Raw genomic sequence first — 17,953 nt, 5'->3', positions numbered from 1 at the left:
AGACAGCCGACAACCGACAGCCATATAATCAGCAGACAGCCTTGTTTTAGCCTTACAGCTTTGTTATATCCTTGGTTTCCCAATGCGGATAATGCTTGCGGACCAGGGCATTAAATTCGACTTCAAAGGCGCTGTATTCAGGGGCTGTTTTAGCAAGGGCTTCAACCGAGCCGCTAATCATGCCTGCGCCTACCGTTGCATTAGTCAGGCGGTCAATCATAATAAAAGCGCCCGTGGCACGATTTTCACTGTAACGGTCAAAATGAAGCGCTTCAGCAACCTCAAAATTGCAACTGCCGATTTCATTTAATACCAGTTGATTCGCCTCACATTTTTCCATGGTATTAACATCAACTTTATTATTGATAGAAATAACCGAACCAAAAGTAGAGTGCGCGCCCGCTTTAATAATGTATTCACGGTCAACATGTAATGCTTCTTCAGTCATCCAGACCAAATCGGCAACAAAGTTTTTGCTCGACGTGGGTTTTTCATGGGGACGAACAATCATATTACCGCGGCTGATATCAATTTCATCTTCCAGCGTCAAAGTAATCGCCATGCCTGCAAAAGCGCTTTCCAGCTCACCATCAAAAGTAACAATAGATTTAACTTTACTCTGTTTACCCGAAGGCAATGCCTGAATAGTATCGCCAACCCGAATTTCACCCGACGCCACCGTACCGCAGAAACCACGGAAATCTAAATTCGGGCGATTCACATACTGCACCGCCAGGCGGAACTTATCGTTGATATCAGTATCAATTTGAATAGTATTCAGCAGACGTAATAAAGGTGAACCCGGGTACCAGGTCATATTCTCACTTTCATTAACAACGTTATCGCCTTTTAATGCCGAAATAGGCACAAAACGGATATCAGCAATATTTAACTGCTTAGCAAATTCACGGTAATCCGCTTTAATTTTTTTATAAACAGCCTGATCATAATCAACGGCATCCATTTTATTGACCGCAACAACCAGATGCTTAATACCCAATAGCGAACAGATATAAGAGTGACGACGCGTTTGCACCTGCACACCGTAACGTGCATCAATCAAAATAATAGCCAAATCACAAGTCGACGCACCTGTTACCATATTACGGGTATATTGCTCATGCCCCGGCGTATCAGCAATAATAAATTTACGCTGTTCCGTGGCAAAGTAACGATAAGCCACATCAATAGTAATACCCTGCTCTCGTTCAGACTGCAGACCATCAACCAGTAACGACAAATCAAAATCGTTATCAGTGGTATTAAACTTTTTAGAATCTTTTTCAATAGCCGCCATATGATCTTCAAAAATCATTTTGCTATCAAATAACAAGCGACCAATTAAAGTAGATTTACCATCATCCACGCTACCACAAGTGATAAAACGCATAAGATCTTTATTTTCATGAACGCGCAGATATTCTTCGATATCAGTCGCAAGTAAGTTTGAATCGTTTGACATAACAAATCCTTTGAGCTTTTAGCTGTCAGCGCTCAGCTGTCAGATAAAGCTATTCGTTTGACTCTACTGCTTTCATCAAACCGGTTATCATCATTGATATATGATGTGTTTGTTCTAACCAATTTTTACCTTCAGTAGAGGATAAATAACCAATATCAATACCAATGTAAATTTGGGTTCTCGCTTCAGCCAATGACGAGCGAGCAATCTCCAAAAAACGGCATTTTTCTTTTTTACTACTGCGCGTCATACCTTCAGCGATATTACTCGGTACAGATAAACCTGAACGAGTAAGCTGATCTCTAAAACCATAATCTCTTAAATCTGCGGTAGCTTTATATAATTCTGCAGATAAACGTGCTGATTTTTTCCATACATCCAGTTTTTCAAAATTCATAAATTATCCTTTATTAAATTTGATCTCTCTATATGGTCTAGCACATATTAATTGATAAGGTTGTTTAAAAACCGACAGCCGACCGCTGAAAGCCGACAGCTATTTCTAGCGCGGAGCGCTAGAAATATCCCTCCATCTTTTTCTTTTCCATAGATCCCGCAGAGTCATTGTCTATCACTCGGCCTTGGCGCTCGGAGGTGGTGGTTAACAGCATTTCCTGGATAATTTCTGGCAGGGTTGTCGCTTGCGATTCAATCGCACCGGTTAACGGGTAACAACCTAGAGTACGGAAACGGACCATTTTCATTTCCGGCACTTCACCTTCTTTTAACGGCATACGTTCATCATCGACCATAATAAGTGCACCATCACGTTCAACGACCGGGCGTTTTTTGGCAAAGTATAAAGGCACCATTTCGATATCTTCCTGATAGATATACTGCCAGATATCAAGCTCTGTCCAGTTCGACAGCGGGAACACACGAATACTTTCACCGCGATCCACTTTAGCGTTATAAATATTCCATAATTCAGGACGCTGGTTTTTTGGATCCCAGCGATGTTTTTTATCACGGAAAGAATAAACACGCTCTTTTGCACGAGATTTCTCTTCATCACGACGTGCGCCGCCGAAGGCCGCATCAAAACCGTATTTATCCAAAGCTTGTTTTAAGCCTTCGGTTTTCATAATGTCCGTATGTTTAGCACTACCGTGTTCAAAAGGACTGATCCCCATCTCCATGCCGCGCGGGTTTTTATGAACCAGCAAATCAAAATCATATTTTTTTGCTATGTTATCGCGAAATGCAATCATCTCTTTGAATTTCCAGTTGGTATCAACATGCAATAACGGAAACGGAATTTTCCCTGGGTAAAATGCTTTGCGTGCCAAATGCAGTAATACTGAAGAATCTTTACCGACAGAATACAGCATCACCGGGTTATCAAATTCAGCCGCGACCTCACGCATAATTTGAATTGATTCAGCCTCAAGCGCCTTGAGGTGAGTTAATCTATTTTTTTTCATGATATTCCTTCGCGTTAACACTATTTAATTTTATGCATCACACATTATGCATCAATATATTCTGATAATTAAGGGATAAAAAGTTATAAGTAATAAGCGAACGACTGGCAGTGAACAGCTATCGGCTGACAGCTGATGACTGACGGCTCAGGGAGATCGGCTAAAGACTTAAAGCTGGCAGATATAACTGGAGGGGAATTTTATTTGAATAAAGAAGAGCTGAGAAGAAGGCGGTGGATAGGTATTAAAAAAAAGTTAAAAAATAATAGACGATAAGAAAAAAGTATAAAAACGGACGGGTGTCAGAGTGTGCTGACGGCTGAAAGCTGACGGCAGACAACCAACAACCGACAACCGACAGCTGAGGTCTGTCAGTATCGATCTGCTTTTAACTTTTTACGTATTTTTTTGAACTTTGCCAGGCGCTTTAAGGCCATTATTTTTCTGAATGTTTTTAGTAAAACCCAGATGTACGCAAGCGAAGTTTGGAAAATACCGAACAGCGTAATAAAAGCCACTAACTGTATCCAATCGGGTATTGAATAAAGAGTAGTGAATACCCCGATCATACTTAACATTAGGGCCAGACAGGTAATAAAAATCAAGGTTTGTCTGGGAGTAAAACCCGCTCGCATAAAGAGATGATGCAGGTGGTCTCGATCTGCCGCAAAAGGTGAATTTCCCTTTTTAATACGTCGTATTATAATGGCCGTCATATCCATTAAAGGTAAGGCAATAAACCAAACTGCCACGACGGGAGAAAAATAAGGCTCGCTGCCCGATGAATCTCCCTGACTGCCAATTGCCAATAACCAAATCACAGTAAAGCCGATAAACATACTACCCGCATCACCCATAAATATTTTTTTACTGCTAAAGCGGGTTAATTGCAGATTGTGAAGCAGATAAGGTGCTAAGACAACAACACATAACAGGCAGAAAAAGGCCACCTCAATATCGCCTGCCATATAAAAGATAATAGTCAGCGGCACAAAAGTAGCGAAACTAACACCGCCAATCAAACCATCAATACCATCGATCATGTTATAAGCGTTAATTGCCCCTAACACTGCAAGAACAGTAAAAGGATAGGCAAAATAGCCAAGAGAGATTTCACCGATCGATAATAAATCACCCAAATTAAAGAGGACACGATCTGCAACAAACATCATGATTGAAGCTATAAGCACTTGGGCTAAAATGCGGATTCGAACACTCAAATCAAAACGGTCATCTAAGGCGCCGGTAACCACCATCAGCAATGACGCAAAGAGATAAGTCAACAGATCAATGTTTACTGGTTCGACAATAAGGAGTAAAAACCCAGAACAAAACAGACCAATATAAACTGAAATCCCCCCCACTAAAGGAATTTCTCCCCGATGATTCTTTCGTGCATTAGGTTTATCCGTCAACCCAAGTTTTACTGCCAATGGTTTTAATACCTTAATCGCAGAAAATGAAGCAACAAAGGCAAAAATAAGAACAGAAAAATAAAACAGCATGGAATAAAACCCCTAAAAATAAAATGATCAACAAACACTATTAATGAAAATTCAAAACAGTGCAAATTATCTGTTCTTCCAGCAAAAAAATCAATATGGCTAGGCGACATATTTTGAAATACTACCATTCGATTAACTATTGGTGCCATTCCCAGATCATTTAATCAGGAAGTGAAAAATTTGTCAGGAACAAATTTGAACGTTCGAATTTACGACAACGACCTGAAAAACGTATGGCAGGAAGCTAAAGTCATTTACGACAGCAATTCAGTGTCATAATCGGGCTAAGCTCTGCGTGCCCTTTTCCATCGCGATAACCACCAGTAAACAGTAAAGTAAAGGCAACGCAGCACCAGCACTCAAGAAGATTCTCAATAGAGTACTTTTAGGATGATGAAGGGGAATCATTGAGGATAGCAAAGTGGAGAAACTTTATTGACTAAACCCAAGGCCCTAGGGCGTGTTGATCTTTCGAGTATGATTTTTAAACAGCATGGTAAAGCGTTATAATTTATTTCGCCAAAAACTAACTACAACACTAAACCATGCCTAGATTAATGTTAACTGATAAACGATGGGAAATGCTACTTCATTTAATGAAAAGCACAGGTCATATTTATAATAAACCAGAGCACAGAAATACTTTTGAGGGAATTCTCTATCAACTTAGAACGGGTATTCCCTGGCGAGATTTGCCCAAAGAGTTTGGTGGCTGGAGTAGTATCTTCAGGCAGGGGGAAATTACGAACGACTTAATTCACATAATCAATCTAAATAGATTGAAATTACCCTTCATTTATAACAACGAAAGTCCTGAAACAACTAGTTCTCGGTAACTATCACTGCGATTTGCTTGTTTATGCTTTCTCTTGATACCACCATCGAAAGACTTTTCATTCTTTAACAAGTTCAAGCTTGTATGTCGCACAGTTGCTAGATTTTCTGTTGAATTCTGCTGGCGAATACGACATGAGTCTTCATTCATAGAAATATCAAGTTGCCAATGCAAGTTATTTTCCACAGTCCAATGCGCTCTTGATGCCTCTAATAGAGACTTAGCATCTAGTTTTGCTGAACTGATATAAAACTTAACTGCTACAGTTGTTTGCATATCTTTCTCAGTTCTAAACGAGACAGCATACCCAAGCGTTTTTAAGCCTGGCCATTCAAAAACTAAGTCACCAATTTCGTTAGCATCTGCAACCATACACATCCTGCTATCTTCTCGACCATGGCCTTTTTCTTTAGTCGTATAGGCTTCTGTTTCTGGTAACTCTAATCGGCGAATTGAAAATATACCGTCTAATGCTGTTTGTAATCGTTCTTGGTTACCTTTAACAGGCAAAAGATAATCACCACCTTTATCTACGATTTTTTTAGCTATTTTAGTTTGGCATCCCATTGCATCAATAGTTACGAGGCATCCACGTACATCCAATAAATCTAATAACTTAGGAATCGCTGTAATTTCATTAGACTTAGCATTTGTCTTAACTTGCCCTAGCACAACCGAATTAGCGGCTGCAAAAGCACTAACCATATGAATAGTATCTGATTTATCTTTCTTATTAAATGAACCTCTTAATGTTTTTCCATCAATAGCAATGACATCTCCATGACTCATTTCACAGCAACTTTTCATCCAAGTAGCAAAGCACTTTTGAAATTCTTTTGGGTCAATCAACTGAAAAATACGAGAAATTGTGTCGTCCGTAGGTATTCCGCCTGAAAATGGTAAATACTTTCTCAGCCAATCTAACTTATCGTTGCCGAAATCTTGTATTTCTTCCCAACCCTCACAGCCCGATATGACGGCTGTAATTGCCAAAAATAAAACATCAACTAAATTGTGATGCACTTTCCTTGGTTGTCGGGTATCACGGATGATTGAGAGCTGGTTTATCAAGGTTATTTGGGACATATCTAGTTTCTATTTAAGATAAAAAGAAGGTTATGATCACAACCAAAACTGATCTACAACGTGATCCTTTTGTAAATTCAGATATATAGATACAGCTAACATTAAAAAATAAAAGGTAAAAATAAAGAGCAATTAATAATCAAAATAAAAGTCTATATTCGTAATCTTGCCCTGTAGCCAGGGCTTTCATGATTTAGGACTGTAAGACTTCTACTCAATGAAAAAAGAAATAACCAATCACAAAACAACCTGATCTACAACACGATCCTTTAGTCATTGAAGCTCAACAGACTCAAGTCTTATTAATCTAGGAAGCAATAAAACAACATTAAATAAGTAAAAATTAAAGTACACCTTCGTAATTTTGCCCTTGGCATGGAATGTTAAAAACAATAAAAAAATGTAAAAATTAAATTTCAGGAGGACTAAAGCACAATTGAGAATACACTTTCTACTTTAACATTTTTTAAGAGTAGAAATAAATTTCAAAGAAAATTTATAGATTTAAAATTAGTTGCTTATTAACCTATCTATGACTAAATATATTAACTATATCTTTAGCGGCAGACTCAACTGTAAATTCTTTATGTAATAATGCAGTCGCATTATTACCTTTGTTATTACGATATTCATCATCTAAATAGGTGATAGCGGCTTCAAACAGATTCTTATCATCACCATTAATAAATATATCACCGGCATCATATTCTCGAACAATATCAAGCAGATCATTACCTGGATTAACACTTCCTAAAATAGGTAATGACTCGACCATATAACCAAGTAATTTTCCAGGGAAGTTATGGGCTGTGTGGCTATGAGCTAAAGAAAACAAGCCCACGTCGACTTCAGATAATAAATGTTTAAATTCTTCCTGATTTACTGAAGGTAAATAAGTGAAATTATCTAATTTCCAGTCCGCAGCAAGTTTATTAATTAACTCAACTTCATCGCCCTGTCCAACAAACAAGAAATGCGCTTGAGCATATGATTGCATGTCACGCGCTAAACGCATTAAATTTTCCATATCTTGGGCATGACCAATATTACCACCATAAAAATAAATGGTTTTATTGTTAATATTTAATTTTTCCCTATAACTAAAATCAGCATCTTGAAAATTAAATGGGGAAAATGCAGCCCAATTTCTTAAAATATTTGTTTGATAAAGATTGTCAGTTCTATTGTTAAACAAGGTAAGGTTATTCTGAGACATTAAGCCAATATGGTTAGCTGCTTTATAATTTAATTTCTCAAAAAAGCGAAAATATTTTTCAATTAAAGAGCCTTCTTTCATTAGCCCTTCATCAACTGCCCACTGTGGAAACAAGTCGCGCAGCACCAAATAAGACGCACAACCACAAGTCTTTTTTAGCTTTGTTACAAGACGGGAAAAGAAAATAGAAGGCGAGTAATACACTATGCCATCAAAAAAACTCGAGTTCAGCTCTGATTTAATTGCATTCCAAGCACGGGTAGAAAGCATCGTTTCATTGATCGCACGCTTTATTTTTCCAATATCTTTTATTGGACCGCTGTTAAATTTCCAGACGGCAACCCCATCAAGGTCACTTTTTTCTAAAGGATTCTTTTGATTAATGCCAGGGGTTATAACAACAACCTCATGTCCACATTTCACAAACTCACAAGCTAACTCATGAAACATTTTAGCCCCTACACGGGTACTATCAGGCATGTAATCATCAATCAATAAAGCTAAGCGCATTTAATAATTTCCAATAAGGAGGAGAAAGTAGATGAAACAAAATAATTTCATCTACTTTAATTGACGTTAATTATTTTTTCCAAACAAATTTATTAACATAGTCCGTATAACTAGTAATAATACGCACCACTTTATCTGACACATTTGGTGCGACGTAATCAGCAACTATATTTAGTGTTCGTTTTTCACCATCACTTTGATCTTCCAATATGTCAATTGCTTGCAATATCCTATCAATTTCCATACCGGTAAACATAACCGCCCCTTCTTCAAAACCTTCTGGTCTTTCTTGAGCTTCGCGAATATTTAACGCTGAAAAATTCATAATTGAAGATTCTTCAGTGATAGTCCCGCTGTCACTTAAAACCAATTTAGAATCACATTGAAGCTTCACATAATCAGAAAATCCTAATGGTTTTAACAGTTGAACTAATGGTGAAAAATGAAGATTTAATGCTTCAATTTTCTTACGAGTCCTCGGGTGTGTTGAAACAATAATTGGCAAACCAAACTTATCTGCAATTGTATTTAACACGTTAACATATTTGTGAATATTGGACTCTGAGTCAACATTTTCTTCTCGGTGAACACTCACGACAAAGTACTTACCAGATTCAATTTCTAAACGAGAAATAACATCAGATGAATCAATACTATCTTTGTAAAATGATAATACTTCAGCCATAGGACTGCCTGTTTTAATAATAAACTCAGGCTTTAATCCCTCGCGTAATAGGTATTCACGCGCAATATCACTGTAGGGCATATTAACATCAGAAATATGGTCAACTATTTTACGATTTATCTCTTCCGGCACTCGCATATCAAAACAACGATTACCTGCTTCCATATGAAAAATTGGAATTTTTCTACGTTTTGCAGAAATAGCAGAAAGTGCACTATTTGTGTCACCTAGAATAAGTAATGCATCCGGCAGGATATCTTCAAAAACTTTATCTGATTTTCTGATAACCTGTGCCATCGTATCTGCTGCGGTTGCACCCGCGCATTCTAAAAAAACATCTGGCGCACGGATACCTAAATCATCAAAAAAAATCTGGTTTAGCTCATAGTCATAATTCTGACCTGTATGAATTAAGGTGTGATCACAATATTTATCTAATTTGGTGATTGTTCTGGATAAACGGATAATCTCTGGGCGAGTACCAACAATAGTGGCTACTTTTAATTTTTGCATCTGTATTTCTCATATCGATTTTCATAGTCATTATGCATTTCAGAAATAAGCGACTTCCAAGAAGGGATTTCTAAGCTTAATGCATCGCGTAATTTTTTCGAGTTTAATGAACGGTCTATTTTTAACTCTTTTGACTCAATTATTTCTATCTTTTTATTATATATATCAGCAACAAGGTTCAATAATGTGAATTTGTCTATAGGGTCAACACTTAATTGATACAATCCAGATAAGTCACTTGCAGGCAGTATTTTTTCAATAAGTAATCGAGCGATAACACAAGTAGGAAGACCAGAGAATATCGCTTTAGAAAATCCTTTTGTACTGTTTTCTTGTGATAAAAACCAATCAACTAAACTCACAGCCGAATCTAACTCATGACCTATGATTGAAGTTCGAAGCGTAAGATGAGGAGAAGAATCAACTTCACCTAAACATTTTGAGCGTCCATATAAGTCTAGCGCATCAGGTGTATCTTCTTCTGTGTAAAAACCTTTTTTCCCATCAAAAATGCAATCAGTAGAAAAATGAATTAATTTGCAAGAATGACTATCGCATAAACTTGCAAGCTGATGAGGCAACAAACTATTAATAGCCACTGCATCAACATGCTGCTTTGAAATGCTATGTTGTTTAATCAAACCAATACAGTTAATAACAACATCAGGTTTGATTTCCTTAATAACCGCCTCTACTGCCGCTAAATCGCTAACATCAACGCCTTTAAAAAGCCGCTCTTCGCAATCACTAAAGAACGGCTCTTTCCCTTTAATGCTGCGAACTGTTCCATAAACATCTAAATGAGCTACATCACAAAGGTTCTGGAATAGGCTATAACCTAGCATACCTGTTGCACCAATAATCAAAACTTTCATTTATACACCTTCTGGAACAGTTAGATTACCACTCTCGATATCACGCATAAAATCGAGTTTACGTAATAAGGTCTTCATTCCCTCAACATCTAAACGTTCTGTATTGTGTGAGTTATAATCTTCTACGGCAGAGAGGTCTTGTTCACCCTCTTCGAAGTATTTTGAATAATTCAAATCACGATTATCAGCTGGAACTCGGTAATATTCACCTTGATCTTGAGCGACAAACATCTCTTCACGGCTGCATAATGCTTCAAATAGCTTTTCACCATGACGTGTACCAATCACATTCACTTTATGATCTGGTTTTTTCATCAACTCTAAGATTGCTTTAGTTAAGACCTCAATCGTAGCTGCGGGCGCTTTCTGCACAAAAATATCCCCATTCACACCATAAGTAAATGCATGCAATACCAAATCAACGGCATCATCCAAGGTCATCATAAAACGTGTCATCGAAGGGTCAGTAAGGGTAAGTGGCATGCCCTCAATAATTTGACGGATAAACAGAGGAATAACAGAACCACGAGAAGCCATGACATTGCCGTAACGCGTACCACAAATAACTGTGTTGGTGCCTGCTAAATTACGGCTTTTAGCAACAATTACTTTTTCCATCATTGCCTTAGATATCCCCATCGCATTGATAGGATACACCGCTTTATCAGTGCTTAAACAAACAACACGACTTACACCGTGAAAAATAGCAGACTCTAAAACATTCTCAGTGCCTAATACATTGGTTTTTACTGCTTCTAATGGGTAAAATTCACAAGATGGTACCTGTTTTAATGCAGCTGCATGGAATACATAATCAACTCCGCGCATCGCAGTTGAAATACTTTGAGGATCCCGCACATCACCAATATAAAACTTTAATTTATCATTGTTAAATGCTTTGCGCATATCATCTTGTTTTTTTTCATCCCGAGAAAAAATACGAATTTCTTTAATATCCGTATCCAAGAAACGCTTCAAGACTGCATTACCAAATGAACCAGTACCGCCAGTTATTAATAAAACTTTATTTTTGAACATATGTCCCCTTAAAACTCCCATCTACCAATTGAGTATTTATCTCTAAAAAATATATTTTCTTTGTTTCTCGTACTTAAAATATGATTATATAGCTCGTCAGAATCTTCATATAAAAATAACCCCTCAATTTCACCAAACGTGCTTTTCAAACCCTTCACATATTCTTTTTCTAATACAAATGCAGGGCGATTTAATTGTAGTGATTCAAATATAGGCAAGCAAAGGGTTTCAAATTCGGAAGATACTAATATTCCATCATTATTATAAATTAACAAAAGAAAGTCGCCTCGTGACAAATGACCCGTTGCTTTAATATTTGCAGGTAAACCTTGTGGAAGAGTTTCAACCGTAACTAGAAAATTGATGTTATATTTTTCTAATACCTTAGCGAATTGAATGATTTTTTTAAAATTTCTATGGCTATGATTTATATTAGTAATTGGAACAACTAGATTGTAAATACTATTGTTTTTTTTTATAAGGCGAGGTGTAATTATATTTCGAAGAACACCTGGCCATAATATTTTATTCTTAGGTTCAAAATGAAATTCCTTTTTAAATTGTTCCTGTACATATGATGTTTGAAATATGTATAAAGGTTCTTTTTGATTGCACCAAGTTATTATAAACTTGATGATGAAATATTTCACCCCTCCCCCTTTTATAATCAAAAGGTTGTGAAAATATGTCACTTTATTTTTCACAGGAAATATCGTATTAACGTTGGAAAAGCTAATTAATTTATTGCATCTAAAAAAAACACAATAAAACCAAGAAAAAAACAAAGAGAAAAAAAGAGTGTTCAGTCCGCGAGTTTCTTTTTTTATCCATTTATAATTTGTGGGACAAACATCTGGTTTTAGAGGAGATAATATATAATAAAAATTTTCAGCATCATCTTTTTTTGACATTGAAAACTGATTGATGATAGTTAAAGCTCCGCCTTCTCTAGCGGCAGTCCCATTCACTAATATTTTATTCATGTAGTTCTTCTTATCATACAGTTACACCGGTCAAGACCGACAGGCCCCTGACTTTGTAAATTTTCATAGTTAATCGGTGTTAAGTCACCGAGTGCTGTATGAAATCGTTCATGATTATAATAACTTATGTATTCTTCAACAGACACCTCCATCGTTTCATGTATTGATGAGCAATATTCAATAATTATTCATTCTTTAAACTGCCAAAAAATCATCCTAGAACAGTATTATCTAAACAAGAGCCGACACTGCTCCTTGAGGCAGCTATTCTTTATTAATAGTTTTAGCTGACAGGGGGAAATTACGAACGACTTAGTTCACATAATCAATCTAAATAGATTGAAATTACCCTTCATTTATAAAAACGAAAGTCCTGAAACAACTAGTTCTCGGTAACTATCACTGCGATTTGCTTGTTTATGCTTTCTCTTGATACCACCATCGAAAGACTTTTCATTCTTTAACAAGTTCAAGCTTGTATGTCGCACAGTTGCTATATTTTCTGTTGAATTCTGCTGGCGAATACGACATGAGTCTTCATTCATAGAAATATCAAGTTGCCAATGCAAGTTATTTTCCACAGTCCAATGCGCTCTTGATGCCTCTAATAGAGACTTAGCATCTAGTTTTGCTGAACTGATATAAAACTTAACTGCTATAGTTGTTTGCATATCTTTCTCAGTTCTAAACGAGACAACATACCCAAGCGTTTTTAAGCCTGGCCATTCAAAAACTAAGTCACCAATTTCGTTAGCATCTGCAACCATACACATCCTGCTATCTTCTCGACCATGACCTTTTTCTTTAGTCGTATAGGCTTCTGTTTCTGGTAACTCTAATCGGCGAATTGAAAATATACCGTCTAATGCTGTTTGTAATCGTTCTTGGTTATCTTTAACAGGCAAAAGATAATCACCACCTTTATCTACGATTTTTTTAGCTATTTTAGTTTGGCATCCCATTGCATCAATAGTTACGAGGCATCCACGTACATCCAATAAATCTAATAACTTAGGAATCGCTGTAATTTCATTAGACTTAGCATTTGTCTTAACTTGCCCTAACACAACCGAATTAGCGGCTGCAAAAGCGCTAACCATATGAATAGTATCTGATTTATCTTTCTTATTAAATGAACCTCTTAATGTTTTTCCATCAATGGCAATGACATCTCCATGACTCATTTCACAGCAACTTTTCATCCAAGTAGCAAAGCACTTTTGAAATTCTTTTGGGTCAATCAACTGAAAAACACGAGAAATTGTGTCATCCGTAGGTATTCCGCCTGAAAAGGGTAAATACTTTCTCAGCCAATCTAACTTATCGTTGCCGAAATCTTGTATTTCTTCCCAACCCTCACAGCCTGATATGACGGCTGTAATTGCCAAAAATAAAACATCAACTAAATTGTGATGCACTTTCCTCGGTTGTCGGGTATCACGGATGATTGAGAGCTGCTTTATCAAGGTTATTTGGGACATATCTAGTTTCTATTTAAGATAAAAAGAAGGTTATGATCACAACCAAAACTGATCTACAACGTGATCCTTTTGTAAATTCAGATATATAGATACAGCTAACATTAAAAAATAAAAGGTAAAAATAAAGAGCAATTAATAATCAAAATAAAAGTCTGTATTCGTAATCTTGCCCTATTTTAGCTGACCGTTCAGCCAGTCATAAAATTCACTATGACTCACTTGTCGTTATTACATAGGAATTTAATGGTATATTTAGAGTGGCACGCTTGAGTAGACTAGGATACACAAGTTGCCACTGAATGTAAGATATTAAATATTACGTATTAAAATACATGGATAAAATTTAAGGCATAACTCTATAATAAGCCATAGATAAAAATCGACGAAGAGTAAATATTATAAATTTAAATGCATACCTATTATTAAATGATTTATTGTACTTTAGATATAATTTTAAATTATCTAAAGTTTGAGATTTAAAATTTATAGGGTTAGAACTAGCACCATGACTTGCCATTGATGCAATATTTTCAATAACTATCTTTGAGTTTATTTTATTTAAAAAACATCTAATCATAAAATCTGCATCCGCAGAAACATGAAATGACTCATTGAACAATCCTACATCCCTATACACAGAAGAATGTACTAAAATACTTTGATGGCATGGCACATAAGGTCTACCAGAATAAAAACCGTTACAAAGTATACCATTTTTACTGAGTCGTGAAAAAACCCCAGTTGGGGTATAAATCATAGCCCTTCCGTAGATAAGTGGAATATCTTTTAAATCAGCATTAGATAAAAAGCTTAAATCATTTTCAAGACAGTCACCTTCGCCTAAAAAAAAAGTATATACATCTAGGTCTATTATATGATCAACTATTGAGTTAAATGCATTATAAATTCCATTGTCTACACCATATATGAACTCTACATTATCAACTTTCAACTCAAGTTCAGGCTTTACTTTTAACTTAACAACTGCTTTCCATGGTTGACTACACTTATTTAAACTATCTAGAGTCTCTACTAATTCTTTTGAATGATACAATGCGGCTATACAAAAAATAACTTTCATTTTAATTTCTCTCGAAGTAGTAAAATAAAGAGTTTAATCAAATTACCACCAATCTCTAGGTGCCTTCTATTAATAATTCCACCAAATTTATCTTGTTCTACATATGTTGTTATTTTATACCTATTGTCTGATAAAAATGTAAAATGAAAATACTCACTAGCACGATTGATTATCTCGTCTGGAGCTCTTCCATAAGGGAATGCAAAATAGAGACATTCCTCATCAAAATTATGCTTATGGTATTCGATCTGCTTTTCAAATAAATTTACAGATTCTTCTAATGTAACATTAGAGTAATTTTCATGGGACATCCCATGAACTCCAATTTTAATGAATGGATACTTTGATTTGATCGATAACAGATTTTTTTTATTACCGGGTTTAATTGGCTTCGAACTATTAATAGATATATAAGATGACATATCATCAACGCTCAATAAATTAGGGCTATAAAAAATATAGATATTTTTTATACCTAATGAGATTAAGCTTTCTAATAGTTTGTTTTCATCAATATAAAAATCATCAAACGTCACATAGATATTATCTTTATGCAAACCAAAAAAAGACAATAAAATATAAAGGTTACGGAACCACTTTTCTAACTCAACCCTATCAGTACTTAAACTGTATAACGAATGTGCATTGATATATATCAATTTATTTTTGTGTTGTATCATAGCTACCTGGTGTTAAATATAAGTTATTTACATCAATATCATCATTTACTTGGAAAAAAGTTATTGGCCTCAAGGTAAACAATGGCGCTTTAACAAAATTCAATTGATGAACTTTACGAAGAGCATTTAAATTACAACCAAAAAAGTGATACTTCGGAACATTAGTACTTATTAATTTATTACCTTTTAGCACTTGAATAGGAAAAAATTTATGAATTCCGTTAGTTAATTTAACACTAGAGTAATCACCTTCTGTATTATTTATCATGTTATTTTCATCGAAAAAAAAATCCCTATAAGTATCGGCAACGGCTATATTTTGCACATTATAAAATACAATCATATAGTCTAATAATTTGAATCCTGATTTGATATATGGTTTGAATGAGACATCATTCGGAAAATTATAAAATAAATCAACATCACTTTTACATTCTTTTAATGCCCGTTCCCAAATTTTACCAAACAAGCCTCTTCCCCGATATTTATCGTCGGTTATAGTTTCACAACACTGTAAACCCATTATTGTTTTTTTACTTACTTTATTGATGAAGGTACTTTTTAAAAACCTCCTAGAAGCAACAGCTTTCCCTTTAGACCAAGCAATAAAAATTGTTGAGCCAGGCTTTGTGAATTCGTCGACTCTAAATTTAAAGCAGTTTTCTTCTCCTAAAAATAATAAACTTTCAATAATCTCATTATTTAAAGGTGTTATATATTTAATTATTTCAACATCCACGCCAGCACTCCTATCAGTATAAATTTAATTTATATATTTTTTATTGCTAATTCAACAAATAATGACACAGACTGAACGAGAACCTATAGCAGGTGTAAAAGAGTCAAACTTCTCATTATATTCGCCAATAAAAGCATCACGTTATAGCGATTTCACTAATGCAAATAATGTACTATTTTTACCATTAACATGTATGAATCCAAATTTATCTCACTGCTACATTAGGGATAAATAATAAAACCAGGACGAAACAATGAATCGCGGAGAGTTGACTAATTAAAGTTGTTTCAGACATAGGGATTTTCTTAATATAAAAAGCAGTATAAGATCACAAAGCAACGTGAACTACAACGAGGACGTTTACTGATTAAAGATCAAGAGAATCGATTCTACATTTTAAGCAAATAAAAAAGAACATTAAAAATGTAAAATCAAAAGTACAATTTCATAATCTTCCCTTTATTATTTTAATAATCGCAAATCAGATCAGTAAATTATAAATTCAAGTTATGCACTTACTATTTGAATCCAAGCATTAATTAAACTGGTTTCCGTTTAATTAATGATATTTCCCGAAAATTCAATATCAAAGCAAAAAATAAAATAAAGATTACGTTTACAGTTGAAAATAAAAGGGTTCCTGAAAACAAGTATAAAAGATAAAAATTTATTAATGAATTAAAATTAAAAAAAGCATAAACAAAAATACTCACTAAAAATATAATTAATCCTTGAAGTCCAAAATACCCCAAAATCAATGACAAATCAGAATCATAAATATCTTTAATCTCCCTTGACTTTAAAACCTCATTGAAAATTGATATTTTAACTTGGAGGGAATTATCATCACCCGAAATATTAAAGGCTCTAGACTCAGAAAAAAGTTCCATATTAAAATAAACAATTGATAGGAAAACAAAAAAAGACAGAACCATTGCTAGTGACTTTATATTAACTTTTATATAACAAAAAGAAGCTAAAAGCACAAAAATAAATATACCAGTTCGAGACCCCGTCATCGCTAATGCGACGAAAACTAAAATAATACTTAATATATCGAGTCTCCTTATTGACAATACCAGTATAAGATTAAAAATTAAAATTCTTGAAGCAATATTAGGGTTATCAAAAATAGAAAAGGCTCTTTTCATTGGATCGAATGCTTCACGAGAAAACAAAAACTCTAAATTGGGACTAAGATGAAAACCAATTAATTGACCGATAATCCTAGGTATAGTAGGTTCAAAATATGAATATATTATCAGTATTGATTGAAACCAAAGAAAGTATTTAAGGTTTAAAAAAGCCGCATCAGCATCAGCATCAGCATCAGCATTAAAAGTCTTATAGTAAAATAAACATATGAGTATCAATGTAGCTTTAATTATCGTTGAAATAAAGTTAGGCTGATAATAATCAGCATTCAATACAAGAATAATTATAAATGATGTAACTAAAAAAAAACTAAAGGTATATGTTTTTTTATTATTAAGTAACACTTTATTGCAACCTCAAAATTAAAAATTAAAAATTAAAAATTAAAAATATAACTTGGCTTAACCTACCTCAGTCATCGCTGATGATTTATTTTATAACTCCTTCAAAACAACAAAGTAAATGGCAGTCTTACTACTTATAGCTTTGAGTTATTGCGATGCCCATTGTTTTTTTGATTAATAATAGAGTTAATACAAAATAGTTTCGCCAAAAAAATTAAAACTTATACATTAGATAAAGAGGAATATATGTGCTCACAAAGGCAAGATTACGAACCGTTTTAGATAACACTTTTCGCCCAGATTGACACATTTATGAAGAAATCAAAGAAAGTCCTGACACA

15 protein-coding genes and 2 pseudogenes are annotated in these 17,953 nt (G+C 34.8%); 1 reads left to right on the top strand and 16 read right to left on the bottom strand.

Features of this window, described 5'->3' with window-relative positions; translation table 11 throughout:
- Positions 1-52: 52 nt before the first annotated feature.
- The 4 genes from cysN to wecA all read right to left on the bottom strand — a co-directional run bounded on the left by cysN (position 53) and on the right by wecA (position 4,391).
- Positions 53-1,462, bottom strand: a complete 1,410-nt coding sequence (cysN, locus tag PING_RS04195; protein ID WP_011769205.1) for a sulfate adenylyltransferase subunit CysN — start codon at positions 1,460-1,462, stop codon at positions 53-55.
- Positions 1,463-1,511: 49 nt separating this feature from the next.
- On the bottom strand, positions 1,512-1,859 hold the full coding sequence (locus PING_RS04190) for a four helix bundle protein (protein WP_011769204.1): 348 nt from the start codon (positions 1,857-1,859) through the stop codon (positions 1,512-1,514).
- Positions 1,860-1,977: 118 nt separating this feature from the next.
- Positions 1,978-2,886: a sulfate adenylyltransferase subunit CysD gene (gene cysD, locus PING_RS04185; protein WP_011769203.1), complete on the bottom strand. Its 909-nt coding sequence runs from the start codon at positions 2,884-2,886 to the stop codon at positions 1,978-1,980.
- Between the two features lie 371 nt (positions 2,887-3,257).
- Positions 3,258-4,391, bottom strand: a complete 1,134-nt coding sequence (wecA, locus tag PING_RS04180; RefSeq protein WP_011769202.1) for a UDP-N-acetylglucosamine--undecaprenyl-phosphate N-acetylglucosaminephosphotransferase — start codon at positions 4,389-4,391, stop codon at positions 3,258-3,260.
- A gap of 545 nt (positions 4,392-4,936) precedes the next feature.
- On the opposite strand from wecA, the pseudogene PING_RS20420 reads away from it, so the two are divergent.
- Positions 4,937-5,125: pseudogene (locus PING_RS20420) on the top strand (transposase); the annotation flags it as partial.
- Between the two features lie 62 nt (positions 5,126-5,187).
- On the opposite strand, the gene PING_RS04175 reads toward PING_RS20420, so the two are convergent.
- From PING_RS04175 to PING_RS04125, 12 genes and pseudogenes are all read right to left on the bottom strand, one after another.
- Positions 5,188-6,312, bottom strand: a complete 1,125-nt coding sequence (locus PING_RS04175) for an ISAs1-like element ISPin4 family transposase (RefSeq protein ID WP_011769200.1) — start codon at positions 6,310-6,312, stop codon at positions 5,188-5,190.
- 526 nt (positions 6,313-6,838) lie between these two features.
- Positions 6,839-8,038, bottom strand: coding sequence for a glycosyltransferase family 4 protein (locus tag PING_RS04170; protein ID WP_011769199.1), 1,200 nt, complete (start codon positions 8,036-8,038; stop codon positions 6,839-6,841).
- 70 nt (positions 8,039-8,108) lie between these two features.
- Entirely contained in the window at positions 8,109-9,236 is a 1,128-nt protein-coding gene (gene wecB / locus PING_RS04165) for a non-hydrolyzing UDP-N-acetylglucosamine 2-epimerase (protein WP_011769198.1), read from the bottom strand.
- Complete coding sequence (locus tag PING_RS04160; protein ID WP_011769197.1) at positions 9,224-10,111, bottom strand: dTDP-4-dehydrorhamnose reductase family protein; 888 nt, start codon at positions 10,109-10,111, stop codon at positions 9,224-9,226. The genes wecB and PING_RS04160 overlap by 13 nt, the downstream gene beginning before the upstream one ends.
- The gene (locus tag PING_RS04155; protein WP_011769196.1) at positions 10,112-11,149 is read right to left on the bottom strand and encodes a polysaccharide biosynthesis protein; all 1,038 of its coding nucleotides are present in this window, start codon (positions 11,147-11,149) and stop codon (positions 10,112-10,114) included.
- Positions 11,150-11,157: 8 nt separating this feature from the next.
- Positions 11,158-12,132, bottom strand: a complete 975-nt coding sequence (locus PING_RS04150; protein WP_011769195.1) for a glycosyltransferase — start codon at positions 12,130-12,132, stop codon at positions 11,158-11,160.
- Positions 12,129-12,403 (bottom strand): annotated as a pseudogene (locus tag PING_RS21755) (IS3 family transposase); the annotation flags it as partial. The pseudogene PING_RS21755 and the gene PING_RS04150, both read right to left, overlap by 4 nt.
- Before the next feature lie 85 nt (positions 12,404-12,488).
- Positions 12,489-13,613, bottom strand: coding sequence for an ISAs1-like element ISPin4 family transposase (locus PING_RS04145; RefSeq protein WP_011769194.1), 1,125 nt, complete (start codon positions 13,611-13,613; stop codon positions 12,489-12,491).
- 343 nt (positions 13,614-13,956) lie between these two features.
- Entirely contained in the window at positions 13,957-14,694 is a 738-nt protein-coding gene (locus tag PING_RS04140; RefSeq protein WP_011769193.1) for a glycosyltransferase family protein, read from the bottom strand.
- Entirely contained in the window at positions 14,691-15,374 is a 684-nt protein-coding gene (locus PING_RS04135; RefSeq protein ID WP_041765946.1) for a polysaccharide deacetylase family protein, read from the bottom strand. Before PING_RS04135 ends, PING_RS04140 begins: the two co-directional genes overlap by 4 nt.
- Positions 15,355-16,113, bottom strand: coding sequence for a hypothetical protein (locus PING_RS04130; RefSeq protein ID WP_011769191.1), 759 nt, complete (start codon positions 16,111-16,113; stop codon positions 15,355-15,357). Before PING_RS04130 ends, PING_RS04135 begins: the two co-directional genes overlap by 20 nt.
- A 539-nt stretch (positions 16,114-16,652) precedes the next feature.
- Positions 16,653-17,612: a hypothetical protein gene (locus PING_RS04125; RefSeq protein WP_011769190.1), complete on the bottom strand. Its 960-nt coding sequence runs from the start codon at positions 17,610-17,612 to the stop codon at positions 16,653-16,655.
- Positions 17,613-17,953: the final 341 nt, after the last annotated feature.

This window comes from Psychromonas ingrahamii 37 (genome assembly GCF_000015285.1).
Taxonomy (GTDB): Bacteria; Pseudomonadota; Gammaproteobacteria; order Enterobacterales; family Psychromonadaceae; genus Psychromonas; species Psychromonas ingrahamii.
This window is presented reverse-complemented; position numbering and strand designations above follow the sequence as displayed.

What these genes read in the sequence shown, in the direction of transcription:
- cysN (WP_011769205.1), bottom strand. Translation starts at nt 1,462, where the DNA reads ATGTCAAACGATTCAAACTTACTTGCGACTGATATCGAAGAATATCTG.
- PING_RS04190 (WP_011769204.1), bottom strand. Translation starts at nt 1,859, where the DNA reads ATGAATTTTGAAAAACTGGATGTATGGAAAAAATCAGCACGTTTATCT.
- cysD (WP_011769203.1), bottom strand. Translation starts at nt 2,886, where the DNA reads ATGAAAAAAAATAGATTAACTCACCTCAAGGCGCTTGAGGCTGAATCA.
- wecA (WP_011769202.1), bottom strand. Translation starts at nt 4,391, where the DNA reads ATGCTGTTTTATTTTTCTGTTCTTATTTTTGCCTTTGTTGCTTCATTT.
- PING_RS04175 (WP_011769200.1), bottom strand. Translation starts at nt 6,312, where the DNA reads ATGTCCCAAATAACCTTGATAAACCAGCTCTCAATCATCCGTGATACC.
- PING_RS04170 (WP_011769199.1), bottom strand. Translation starts at nt 8,038, where the DNA reads ATGCGCTTAGCTTTATTGATTGATGATTACATGCCTGATAGTACCCGT.
- wecB (WP_011769198.1), bottom strand. Translation starts at nt 9,236, where the DNA reads ATGCAAAAATTAAAAGTAGCCACTATTGTTGGTACTCGCCCAGAGATT.
- PING_RS04160 (WP_011769197.1), bottom strand. Translation starts at nt 10,111, where the DNA reads ATGAAAGTTTTGATTATTGGTGCAACAGGTATGCTAGGTTATAGCCTA.
- PING_RS04155 (WP_011769196.1), bottom strand. Translation starts at nt 11,149, where the DNA reads ATGTTCAAAAATAAAGTTTTATTAATAACTGGCGGTACTGGTTCATTT.
- PING_RS04150 (WP_011769195.1), bottom strand. Translation starts at nt 12,132, where the DNA reads ATGAATAAAATATTAGTGAATGGGACTGCCGCTAGAGAAGGCGGAGCT.
- PING_RS04145 (WP_011769194.1), bottom strand. Translation starts at nt 13,613, where the DNA reads ATGTCCCAAATAACCTTGATAAAGCAGCTCTCAATCATCCGTGATACC.
- PING_RS04140 (WP_011769193.1), bottom strand. Translation starts at nt 14,694, where the DNA reads ATGAAAGTTATTTTTTGTATAGCCGCATTGTATCATTCAAAAGAATTA.
- PING_RS04135 (WP_041765946.1), bottom strand. Translation starts at nt 15,374, where the DNA reads ATGATACAACACAAAAATAAATTGATATATATCAATGCACATTCGTTA.